Origin of the sequence: Bacteroides caecigallinarum (assembly GCF_021531075.1) — a bacterium.
Lineage (GTDB): Bacteria > Bacteroidota > Bacteroidia > Bacteroidales > Bacteroidaceae > Phocaeicola > Phocaeicola caecigallinarum_B.
This window is the reverse complement of record NZ_JADYTJ010000068.1, coordinates 1-11,303: the sequence shown is the minus strand read 5'-3', so window position 1 is coordinate 11,303 and position 11,303 is coordinate 1. Positions and strand designations below refer to the sequence as shown.

Genomic DNA, 11,303 nt, shown 5'->3' with positions numbered 1-11,303 from the left:
TATGTAAATAACTGTATTTAGTATGAATAAAACTATAAATCAAAGTAAAATAGATAAATATAATTCTTTCTTTGTCTTTAATTTTTCTTATTTTACATGTTTATTATATTGATATTCAATCTTTTATTCTTATATGTAAAAATAAGCTTTTTTTTATGCTTATTTTTACATCTGATAATATTACTGTAAACTGTTACTCTTTTTTGAGTGGTAAAGAAAGTTAGATATCCAGTATGAATAGATGGCAACAGGTATAAATAAAATCTTTCCTTCCGGTGTGTCATACTTCCCAAAGCGTGTTTTGGATGTGACAAAGATTTTTCTTACACTATGGTTAGACGATAAAAAAGTATGAAGTGATTTTAATTCTGTAGGGTTCTCAGCAAAACGGTCTGTCCATTTAATTTCTGCTACAGAGACTGCTTTTTGTGTTGCCATGTCTACCCATACAATGTCAACCTCACCTTTCGTGCGCCCCTTAGCCCAGTTAGCGTAAAAAAAGTCGGTCTTTCCACCTTGAATCCATTGAGAAAACACTGCTGTTTCTACCATACTTCCAATAAACTCATCGTCTTCCTTTATTGGAGTGAATAAAGCACAACGCAATGAAGGATTTGTAAGATAGATTTTGAAAGACGTAACTCGTTGCATACGTTTGGCATTTTTATGTATCCAATTTTATCTAAATATTTTTCATTTATTCCATTTTATATATTCTCTTTTTACTATAATTGCAAAAAAATAATTATCAGTAAAAAAATGAAATGCCGAATAACAACGTTAGTAGAGAATTGTGTTTATGGTCGTAAGTTGCAGGCTGAACATGGTTTGTCCTTATATGTCGAAGTAGGAGACAATGTAGTGCTCTTCGATACAGGAGCTTCGGAACTGTTTGTACGCAATGCACGTTTGTTGCATTGCGATTTGCAAAAGGTGGATTATCTTGTATTGTCGCATGGACATAGTGACCATGCCGGAGGTCTTGAAACATTCCTCGAGGTAAACAGTAAGGCAAAGGTCATATGTAAACGTGAGGCGCTACACCCTAAGTTTAAAGGAGAAAGGGAAAATGGTATCAGAAATGCCGGACGTATGGATATGTCTCGTTTCATATTTGTGGACAAAACTACAGAGATACTTCCCGGTATATGGATATTTCCGGATTTACCTGTACTGGATGAAAAGGATACACATTTCGAACAATTTGTGGTGAAACGTGGTGGTGAGTTGATTCCTGACCGTTTCGAAGATGAGTTGGCTTTGGTGTTGAAAGGAGATGAAAGTATGGTGTTGCTGAGTGCATGTTCTCATCGTGGGATAACCAATATTTTACGCAGTGTATCATCGTATTTTGATAATTGTCGTTTAAAGATGCTCATAGGTGGTTTCCACATACATAATGCTTCGTCAGAAAAAGATATAGTGATAGCTGATGGACTGAAAGACTCATTGCCGGACGAACTGGGTGTATGTCATTGTTCGGGAGTTGATAAGTATGCTTTGTTTTATTCTTTGTGGGGAAATAAAGTGTTCTATAATCACACAGGTTGTATAAAAGAGGTGGAATTATAGTTCTTGGATTTAAGTGATTTATTTCTAATCAAAATCTTTTTACTATCTTCGCTGGCCAAAGGAATAAACAATTCATTATATATAAATTATGAAAAAGAAACTTCTAAATTTATCGGCATCAATGTTAGGAATTGCTGTGGTAGCTTCTACATTGATATTGAGTTTGCAACTAAGTTTAGAACAGAAAACGGCGGTATAACTCCGGCTCTTCAGGCTGATCTTGATAAAATTAACGGCGCAGGAATTCCTCGTGATATTAGATTTATACAGGGAGAGGATATCCTTTTTGGTTCTGCTGAATAATAAAACTGTCTGATATATTAAGAAAGGAAGATGTATGAATAGATTGATTACATCTTCCTTTCTTTGTTTTTAAACAATGCGTTATGAGTAGTTTTGTCACAAAATATAGGGTTTTTATGCAAAAAAATCTCTTTTTGTGTTTTGATTGTAGAAAAATGTTCTTATATTTGCCAACGATAAAACTTTTAACAAACATTTCAATCTAAATGACTACACATTATAACAATATCACAACATTAGGAATGGGGCGTATGATCGTCACATCATGTGGTACTGGGATGACCCCTCGGGGTTGAGTATATATATAATGTGTTTCTACGTGATACACGCTTACGGACGTAAGCATTTTCTTCTTTTTTTATTCAAGTTTTAATCATTTTATGTTTTGTACTGCTCAGGCATACAAAAAACGTATTCAATAATCTCAAAGGTATGAAAGTATTGAAATTCGGCGGAACATCTGTAGGTTCTGTCAGTAGCATGTTGAGTGTTAAAAAGATTGTCGAAGCTATTGATGATAAAGTAATTGTTGTTGTATCGGCATTGGGAGGTATAACAGACAAGCTGATAAAGACATCAAAAATGGCATCGGAAGGCGATGCGGCATATGAAAAGGAAATGAAGGAAATTGTGAACCGTCATATTGAAATGGTTTACACTGTTATTCCTGCCGGAAAGGAAAGGGAAGTCCTTCTTGACAAGGTGAACGAACTGTTGAGCGAACTGAAAGATATATTTCAGGGTATTTTCCTTATCCGAGACCTGTCGCCAAAAACTTCTGCTACTATTGTAAGCTATGGCGAACGCTTGTCGTCTATAATTGTTGCCACTTTGATTGAAGGTGCCGTATGGTTTGACTCACGTACATTTATCAAGACAGAGAAAAAGCATAACAAACATATTCTTGATTCGGAGCTTACAAATAGTCTGGTAAGGGAAGCTTTTGTGGAACTTCCAAAAGTTTCACTTGTTCCGGGATTTATTTCTACTGATAAGAATACAGGTGAAGTAACTAATTTGGGACGTGGCGGTTCGGACTATACAGCTGCCATTATTGCTGCTGCTCTTGATGCGGATATCCTTGAAATTTGGACAGACGTAGACGGTTTTATGACTGCCGACCCACGTGTGATAAGTACTGCATATCCTATAAACGAGCTGAGTTATGTTGAGGCTATGGAGCTTTGTAACTTCGGTGCAAAGGTGGTTTATCCTCCTACTATATATCCTGTGTGCCATAAGAACATTCCTGTTCTTATCAAGAATACTTTCAATCCTGAGGCTCCTGGAACTATCATCAAACAGGATTCTAACCATTCATCTAAACCTATCAAGGGTATTTCGTCAATCAATGATACTTGTCTGATTACAATGACAGGTCTTGGTATGGTGGGTGTGATTGGTGTTAACCACCGTATCTTCAAGACTTTGGCTGAAAACGGTATCAGCGTATTCCTTGTGTCGCAGGCATCGTCTGAAAACTCTACCTCAATAGGTGTACGAAATGAGGATGCTGCATTGGCTTGCGAAGTGCTTAACGCAGAGTTTGCCAAGGAAATTGAAATGGGTGAAATCTCGCCTATGATGGCAGAAGGCAACTTGGCTACTGTGGCTATTGTGGGAGAAAATATGAAACATACTCCGGGTATTGCCGGTAAGCTGTTCGGAACACTTGGACGTAACGGTATTAATGTGATAGCTTGTGCCCAAGGTGCCTCAGAAACAAACATATCATTCGTGGTAGAATCAGAGTCTTTACGTAAGACGCTTAACGTAATTCATGATTCTTTTTTCTTGTCTGAGTATCAGGTACTGAATCTCTTCATATGCGGTATCGGTACGGTAGGAAATAGCCTGATTGAGCAGATTCACAGTCAGCAGGAAAAATTGATGAAGGAACGTGGCTTGCGTCTGAGGGTTGTGGGTATTGCAAACGGACATCAGGCATATTTTACCCGTCGTGGCATAGACCTTGAGAATTATCGCAAGGAACTTGAAGAAAAAGGTATTCCATCGTCGCCACAGGTACTTCACGACGAGATTATCGGTATGAATATATTCAACTCTGTGTTTGTGGACTGTACTGCAAGCCCTGCCATAGCCGGTCTGTATAAGGATTTCCTTAGCCATAATATATCTGTTGTGGCTGCCAATAAGATTGCAGCTTCTTCGGAATATGAAATATACGAGGAACTGAAACAAATAGCTCGTCAGCGTGGTGTGAAATTTCTGTTCGAGACAAATGTAGGTGCCGGTCTTCCGGTTATCAACACTATAAATGACCTTATCAACAGTGGTGACAAGATTCTGAGAATTGAGGCTGTGGTAAGCGGTACATTGAATTTCATTTTCAATAAGTTGAGCAGTGATGTACCTTTGAGCGAGACTATACGTATGGCTAAAGAAGGAGGATACTCAGAACCTGATCCAAGAATAGACCTTAGCGGAAAGGATGTCATCAGAAAACTTGTAATTCTTGCCCGTGAAGCAGGATACAGACTCAATCAGGAAGATGTAGAGAAGAACTTGTTCATACCTGATGAGTTCTTCGAAGGCACTATAGATGATTTCTGGAAGAATATCAGTAAACTGGATGCTGATTTTGAGGCTAAACGAAAAGAACTCGAGGCAAACAACAAGAGATGGAGATTCGTTGCCAAACTAGAAAACGGCAAAGGAAGTGTTTCTCTTCAGGAGGTTGAAGCTAATCATCCTTTCTATAACCTTGAGGGTACGAATAATATAATACTTATTACTACTGAACGATATAACGAATATCCTATGCTCATTCAGGGATATGGTGCCGGAGCAAGTGTTACGGCAGCCGGTGTATTTGCTGATATCATGAGTATAGCGAATATTTAAATACAACTGAACAGATATGAAACACATAATAATTCTGGGTGATGGTATGGCAGACTGGGCTGTACCTGCCCTTGGGGATAAGACTTTATTGCAATACGCAAAAACTCCATATATGGATAAACTTGCTGCTATGGGACGTACCGGTATGCTGAAAACAGTAGCCGATGGTTTTCATCCTGGTAGTGAGGTTGCAAACATGTCTGTAATGGGATATGATTTGCCTACTGTGTATGAGGGGCGCGGAGTGCTTGAAGCTGCAAGCATCGGTGTCGACCTTGAGCCGGGAGATATGGCTATGCGTTGCAATATTATATGTGTTGAAGGTGAAACTTTAAAAAATCATTCGGCAGGACATATCACAACAGAAGAGGCTGACGAACTGATTAAGTTTCTTGAAGAGAAATTGGGAACAGACAGAATACATTTCTATACAGGGGTACAGTACCGTCATCTTTTGGTAATAAAAGGTGGTAATAAGAACCTTCACTGTGTTCCACCGCATGACATTCCCTTGCAGCCGTTCCGCTCGAATATGATTAAGGCTGAATGTCCTGAAGCTCAGGAAACAGCTGATTTGCTGAATGCTTTAATTCTTAAATCTCAGGAGCTTCTTGCATCGCATCCCGTAAACCTGAAACGTATGGCTGAAGGTAAGGATCCTGCCAACAGTATATGGCCTTGGAGTCCGGGTTACAGACCTAAGATGGAACCATTGTCGCAGAAGTATCCTCAGATAAAGAAAGGTTCTGTGATAACGGCTGTAGACCTTATACGTGGTATCGGACGCTATGCAGGATTGAGATGTATTGATGTAGAAGGTGCTACAGGACTTTATAATACTAATTATGAAGGAAAGGCAGCTGCTGCTATTGAAGCTCTTAAGACTGATGACTTTGTTTATCTGCATATAGAGGCAAGCGACGAGGCAGGGCATGAAGGTGACCTGAACTTGAAGCTTCAGACTATAGAGAACCTGGATAAGCGTGCGGTCGGTCCGATATATGAGGCTGTAAAGGATTGGGATGAGCCTGTAGCCATAGCCGTACTCCCAGACCATCCTACACCTTGCGAGCATCGTACACATACCAACGAACCTGTTCCTTTCCTGATTTATTATCCGGGAATTGAGCCAGACAGCGTACAGACATACGATGAAATTTCGTGCAAGTCCGGTGTATATGGCACAATGGAAAGGGACGAGTTTATGAATGAATTTATGAAATAATATTTTAGGTAACAAGTTGACTAGTTGACAAGTTAATTGATAGTTTTCCATATGGATATAACCTTGTCAACTTGTAACTGTTGCCTTGTCAACTATAACAAGAAACTTATGAAATATTACAGTACAAACAAACAGGCTTCGGACGCATCGCTGGAAGAAGCTGTGGTAAAAGGTTTGGCATCGGACAAAGGTCTGTATATGCCTTATGAGATAAAGCCTTTGCCAAAATCATTCTTTGACGAGATAGAAAACCTTTCTTTCCAGGAAATAGCTTACCGTGTGGCAGATGCTTTCTTCGGTGATGATGTTCCTGCAGAAACTTTGAAACACATTGTTTATGATACATTGAACTTTGATGTTCCTGCCGTAAAGGTTAAAGATAATATTTATTCTTTGGAACTATTCCACGGTCCTACATTGGCTTTCAAGGATGTGGGCGGACGTTTCATGGCACGACTCTTGGGATATTTCATCCGCAAGGAAGGCAAGAAGGAAGTGAATGTGCTCGTCGCTACTTCGGGTGATACAGGTAGTGCTGTGGCAAACGGTTTCCTAGGAGTAGAAGGTATCCATGTATATGTACTTTATCCGAAGGGAAAGGTTAGCGAAATTCAGGAAAAGCAGTTCACTACTCTTGGAAAGAATATCACTGCAATCGAGGTGGACGGTACATTTGATGACTGCCAGGCTTTGGTGAAGAATGCTTTCATGGATAAGGAACTTAATGCTCATATGCAGCTTACTTCTGCCAATTCCATTAATGTGGCACGTTTCCTCCCTCAGTCATTCTATTATTTCTATGCATACGCACAGATGAAGAAACAGGGATTGGCTGACAATCTTGTGGTTTGTGTTCCAAGCGGTAACTTCGGTAACATTACAGCCGGACTGTTCGGAAAGAAGATGGGATTGCCTATCAAACGATTTATTGCTGCAAACAACCGTAATGACATTTTCTATCAGTATCTGAAGACAGGTGAGTATAATCCTCGTCCATCTATAGCTACTATTGCGAATGCGATGGATGTTGGCGATCCAAGTAACTTTGCCCGTATTCTTGATCTCTACGGAGGAAGTCATGATGCAATAGCTGCAGAGATTTCGGGTGAGACATATACAGACGAACAGATAAGTGAGACTGTACAGAAAGTATATGAGGAAACTGGATATTTGCTAGATCCTCACGGAGCTTGCGGATATCGTGCGTTGGCAGAGGACTTGCAACCTGGTGAAACAGGTGTATTCCTGGAAACTGCCCATCCTGCAAAATTCCTTCAGACTGTTCAAAACATAATAGGTGCAGAAGTGAAGATACCTGAAAAACTTCAGGAATTCATGCGAGGAAAGAAACTCAGTGTGCCTATGAGCAAGGACTTTGCTTCGTTTAAAGAGTATTTGATGAAACAGTAATTCATAACTTGTAAGAAATTATGTAAGGTTGTTTAAGATTTTTTCTTAGGCAACCTTTTTTTATTATGTATGTTTGTTAGTAACTTGCATACCGTTTTAAGTATCTGTTATCAACGGAATAAAACTGAATTACTGCACAAATTTGAAAGTTTTTTGTAAAGTAGTGTAAGTTGAATTCTGTTTTAATGTCTATTTTTGGCACATACAAAATAGAATAAATTAATTATACACAAATTATGAACAGACTAATGATACTTGGTGGCACTATTGCCCCTGCAGTGATTCAAGCTGCCGACAGACCTAACATTATTTACATCATGACCGACCAGCAGACAGCTACTGCTATGAGCTGTATGGGAAATAAGGATTTGCACACTCCTAATATGGATCGTCTGGCTGAGGCCGGAGTGATGTTCCGTAATGCCTATTGTTCCACTCCTCTGAGCGGACCTTCAAGAGCATCTATGTTTACAGGATGTTTTGCCCATGAGATAGGTATGCCTAGTAATGGCGACCCTATGCCGGAAGATCTTAAGAAACAAAGTCTTGGTATACTTATGAGCAATTCAGGATATGACTGTGTGTATGCCGGTAAGTGGCACGTACATAAATCTTCTATCCCAGACAATGAGTTCGGATTTAGGAATATTCATGACCATAATGACTTCGGACTGGCAGAGTCTTGTGTAGACTATCTTGATTCAAAGCATGAGTCACCTTTCTTCCTGGTTGCTTCATTTGATAATCCTCATAATATTTGTGAGTTTGCCCGTCAGCAGAATTTGCCTTATGCAGAGACGCCACAGGCGGATATTGCTGATTGTCCCGGATTGCCTCTCAATTATGAACGTAATCCGTATGATGCAGATGTTATAAGGTATGAGAAAAGTATTAACTTTAGCGCTTATCCTACTTCGAATTACACTCCAGACGATTGGCGCATATACAGAAATGCTTATTTTCGTTTAATAGAACATGTAGATGCTGAAATAGGTAAATTAGTTGATGCCATAGATCGTAATGGATTATGGAAAAACACGGTTATTGTATTCACCAGCGATCATGGTGATGGAATGGGAGCACATCAGTGGAATCAGAAGTCGGCTCTTTATGAAGAAGTCATTAATATCCCGATGATAGTGGTTCTTCCCGGAAAGAAAAATGCCGGAAAGGAATTGCCTCAGTTGGTGAACAATGGTGTGGATTTTTTTGCTTCAGTATGCGAATGGGCAGGAATAGATATGCCGGAAGGATTGCCGGGATGTTCGTACAAGAAACTTGTAGAGGGTTGTGACATAAATGCGGAACATCAGGACTTTGTGGTAACAGAGACTCTTTTCGATAAAGGTGGAAACACTAGAGGATGGGCTTTGAGAACAAAGGATTTTAAATATGTGATGTACGACAAAGGACGTTATCGTGAACAGTTGTTCGACATGAATGCTGACCGTGGTGAAATGCGTAACCTAGCAGTGGAAAAGAAATATGAAGCGGAACTGAATCGCCACAGAGCTTTGCTTAACGACTGGATGAAACAGCATAAAACAAGGCAGATACGTGCTGGCTTGAATCTTGTTCCGGGATTTTGAAATAATTTATTTAAATAATCAATAACGCCATTAATTGTCTTTGGTGAACGTCTGATGAACAGTCAGTAAACATTGTACGAACAAGTTCATTGGGCGTTCATTATAACTAATTAGAGTTTTACATAACAATTTTAGAATTACAGATGATATATGAGAATAGTATTTTTATTAATAAGTATATTACTCCATGTTGGGGTATTTGCACAGTCGGAAAAGTATTATGATGAATTTCAGAAACTTGCTTCAAAAGACATGAAGTTGGTTTTTGAGGATTCTTTCAGGAAAGACTGGCAGAAACAATGGTTTAAAGACGGGGAGATTTCCAAAGCGGAACATCGTAATGGTGGGCTTGAGGTATATGCAGGTCCCGAAGCTTATAATGATGCACATCACACTGTTTTATGGACAAAGAAAGAGTTTGAAGGTAATATAATGATAGAATACGATTTCACAAGATTGGATTCATCAAAATATTATTTTGTGAATATCCTTTATATTCAGGCTACAGGTTCCGGCAAAGGGGAGTATGCCGATGATATTTCAAAATGGAATAATCTGCGCAAAGTTCCGGCTATGAGCACGTATTTCAGGAATATGAATACCCTTCATATCAGTTATGCCGTTACGGGTGTTCCGTCGGAGAACAAAGACGAGTATATTAGAGGACGCAGATATATGCCGGGAAATAACCTTAACGGCACAGACCTGAAACCGGAATATTACAATACCGGATTGTTCAAGATAGGGGTTACATATCATATTAAAGTGATAAAATATGGCGACATGCTGTATATGAATGTCACTGGTGACGGAAGAAATGAAACTTTCTATTTTGACGGTTCTTCAGCTCCGGCTATAACGAAAGGTAGGATAGGACTCAGACAGATGTACACTCGTAATTCTAGATATGCCAATTTCAAGATTTATAGCATTGAATGACAGTCCCTGATTTCAGTCAGAAATATGAGCAGATTGCTGCACAATTCCGGCATAAGATACAGCTCATTTATCAATCGCCATAGAATAAACCGTGCTATAGAATTGTTTTCTGACGGTGGAAAAACTATGCAGCAGATAGCTTATGAAACCGGATTCAGCACACCAAACAATTTTAATCGTGTGTTCAAACAAGTGACAGGTACTTCTCCAGGATTGTATGAGAAGGGGGTTATAGACAATAAAAAATCAGCCATAGAGCAATGAGTGCTTTATGGCTGACTTGTGTATTAAAGTTCAAGTTTTTTTGTAACGAACTCTTTTACGAACTCCACTGTACCGTCTATTCCTAGTACGGAGGAATCGACACAAAGATGATATGTGGCAGCAGCTCCCCATGTCTTGTAGCTATAATAGTTGTAATATGAAGAACGTTTCTTGTCAGCTTTTTCCATAAGTTCTTCTGCTTCCTCTGCCGAAATTTCAAGAGTGGACATAAGTCTTTCAATTCTGGCTTCAGGCGAAGACGAGATGAAAACGTTTGCGCATCGAGGATGGTCGCGAAGTATATAGTCGGCACAACGACCGACGAAAAGACATGACTGTTTTTCAGCCAGATCTCTTATCACATCACTTTGAATTTTGAAAAGCGAGTCGTTGCTCAAATATGAGTTATATGGATATGCTCCTTCTGTAAGGAATGGAAATCTTGAGCCGAATAATCCTCCAAGGATGGTTTTCGATGCTTTTTCGTCGGCTTGTTCAAAGAACTCACGACATAGTCCGCTTTCTTTTGATGCCAGATTTATCAGTTCTTTGTCATAGAAAGCTATATTTAGTTCTTTTGCCAGTTTTTCGCCTATCTCTCTTCCGCCGCTACCCAGCTGACGTCCGAGGTTTATTACAAAATTATCTTTCATGGTCATCATGTATATGTGTTATTTACAAATATAATTATAATCAATTTATTATCAAAGAAAATAAATAATAGATTGATAAGTATGACCTTAAACTATAAATGGAATTTTATAAACCATATAATAAGTAAATGTATAGGGTAGAATAGATAGAAAGAAGATTTTGCAATATTATTTTTTATAAATCCTCTTTTACCATTGTAAAGGTTTATAAAAATGAAAGATAGACCTCCAATCCATTTGCTTGGTAGTAAGCATGTGCATATTATAGACATTAATATTCTGTTTTTTCTTAATATATACATTAACATTATAACGCCTATTCCAGTACATCTGTAATCAGCCTTAAAAACTATAGATATTACCCGTTGGCGGAATTAAATTGATAAAAGATTTATGAATAAAAAGTTGTGCATGTTGTTGATATTTAGTAAATTAAAGGTGCCCAAACTTTTAATAGACAAATATCGTATGCACAACCTATAT

General features: G+C 38.7%; 11 protein-coding genes. 8 read left to right on the top strand and 3 right to left on the bottom strand.

All coding sequences use genetic code 11. The features are described from left to right. Positions 1–180: 180 nt before the first annotated feature. Entirely contained in the window at positions 181–672 is a 492-nt protein-coding gene (locus tag I6E11_RS13410; RefSeq protein WP_317221524.1) for an ATP-binding protein, read from the bottom strand. An 87-nt stretch (positions 673–759) separates the two neighbouring features. On the opposite strand from I6E11_RS13410, the gene I6E11_RS13405 reads away from it, so the two are divergent. The 8 genes from I6E11_RS13405 (at position 760) to I6E11_RS13370 (ending at position 10,167) form a co-directional block, all read left to right on the top strand. Beyond that, on the top strand, positions 760–1,572 hold the full coding sequence (locus tag I6E11_RS13405; RefSeq protein WP_235338655.1) for an MBL fold metallo-hydrolase: 813 nt from the start codon (positions 760–762) through the stop codon (positions 1,570–1,572). Positions 1,573–1,575: 3 nt separating this feature from the next. Continuing rightward, entirely contained in the window at positions 1,576–1,875 is a 300-nt protein-coding gene (locus tag I6E11_RS13400; protein WP_235338654.1) for a hypothetical protein, read from the top strand. A gap of 432 nt (positions 1,876–2,307) precedes the next feature. Beyond that, a complete protein-coding gene (gene thrA, locus I6E11_RS13395; protein ID WP_235338653.1) occupies positions 2,308–4,740 on the top strand; it encodes a bifunctional aspartate kinase/homoserine dehydrogenase I in 2,433 nt (810 codons plus the stop codon). A 16-nt stretch (positions 4,741–4,756) separates the two neighbouring features. Continuing rightward, on the top strand, positions 4,757–5,965 hold the full coding sequence (locus I6E11_RS13390; protein ID WP_235338652.1) for a cofactor-independent phosphoglycerate mutase: 1,209 nt from the start codon (positions 4,757–4,759) through the stop codon (positions 5,963–5,965). Positions 5,966–6,073: 108 nt separating this feature from the next. Continuing rightward, the gene (thrC, locus tag I6E11_RS13385) at positions 6,074–7,375 is read left to right on the top strand and encodes a threonine synthase (protein ID WP_235338651.1); all 1,302 of its coding nucleotides are present in this window, start codon (positions 6,074–6,076) and stop codon (positions 7,373–7,375) included. Positions 7,376–7,611: 236 nt separating this feature from the next. Beyond that, complete coding sequence (locus I6E11_RS13380) at positions 7,612–8,964, top strand: sulfatase family protein (protein WP_235338650.1); 1,353 nt, start codon at positions 7,612–7,614, stop codon at positions 8,962–8,964. Between the two features lie 150 nt (positions 8,965–9,114). Then, positions 9,115–9,903 (top strand): DUF1961 family protein, encoded by a 789-nt coding sequence (locus tag I6E11_RS13375; protein WP_235338649.1) that lies wholly within the window; start codon positions 9,115–9,117, stop codon positions 9,901–9,903. Positions 9,904–9,909: 6 nt separating this feature from the next. Further along, the gene (locus I6E11_RS13370; protein ID WP_262911722.1) at positions 9,910–10,167 is read left to right on the top strand and encodes a helix-turn-helix domain-containing protein; all 258 of its coding nucleotides are present in this window, start codon (positions 9,910–9,912) and stop codon (positions 10,165–10,167) included. 23 nt (positions 10,168–10,190) lie between these two features. On the opposite strand, the gene I6E11_RS13365 is transcribed toward I6E11_RS13370, so the two are convergent. Both I6E11_RS13365 and I6E11_RS15355 read right to left on the bottom strand, forming a co-directional pair. Beyond that, positions 10,191–10,820, bottom strand: a complete 630-nt coding sequence (locus I6E11_RS13365) for a cytidylate kinase-like family protein (RefSeq protein WP_235338647.1) — start codon at positions 10,818–10,820, stop codon at positions 10,191–10,193. A gap of 92 nt (positions 10,821–10,912) precedes the next feature. After that, on the bottom strand, positions 10,913–11,173 hold the full coding sequence (locus I6E11_RS15355; RefSeq protein WP_394800138.1) for a TraX family protein: 261 nt from the start codon (positions 11,171–11,173) through the stop codon (positions 10,913–10,915). Between the last annotated feature and the right edge of the window lie 130 nt (positions 11,174–11,303).

What these genes read in the sequence shown, in the direction of transcription:
- I6E11_RS13405 (WP_235338655.1), top strand. Translation starts at nt 760, where the DNA reads ATGAAATGCCGAATAACAACGTTAGTAGAGAATTGTGTTTATGGTCGT.
- thrA (WP_235338653.1), top strand. Translation starts at nt 2,308, where the DNA reads ATGAAAGTATTGAAATTCGGCGGAACATCTGTAGGTTCTGTCAGTAGC.
- I6E11_RS13390 (WP_235338652.1), top strand. Translation starts at nt 4,757, where the DNA reads ATGAAACACATAATAATTCTGGGTGATGGTATGGCAGACTGGGCTGTA.
- thrC (WP_235338651.1), top strand. Translation starts at nt 6,074, where the DNA reads ATGAAATATTACAGTACAAACAAACAGGCTTCGGACGCATCGCTGGAA.
- I6E11_RS13380 (WP_235338650.1), top strand. Translation starts at nt 7,612, where the DNA reads ATGAACAGACTAATGATACTTGGTGGCACTATTGCCCCTGCAGTGATT.
- I6E11_RS13375 (WP_235338649.1), top strand. Translation starts at nt 9,115, where the DNA reads ATGAGAATAGTATTTTTATTAATAAGTATATTACTCCATGTTGGGGTA.
- I6E11_RS13365 (WP_235338647.1), bottom strand. Translation starts at nt 10,820, where the DNA reads ATGAAAGATAATTTTGTAATAAACCTCGGACGTCAGCTGGGTAGCGGC.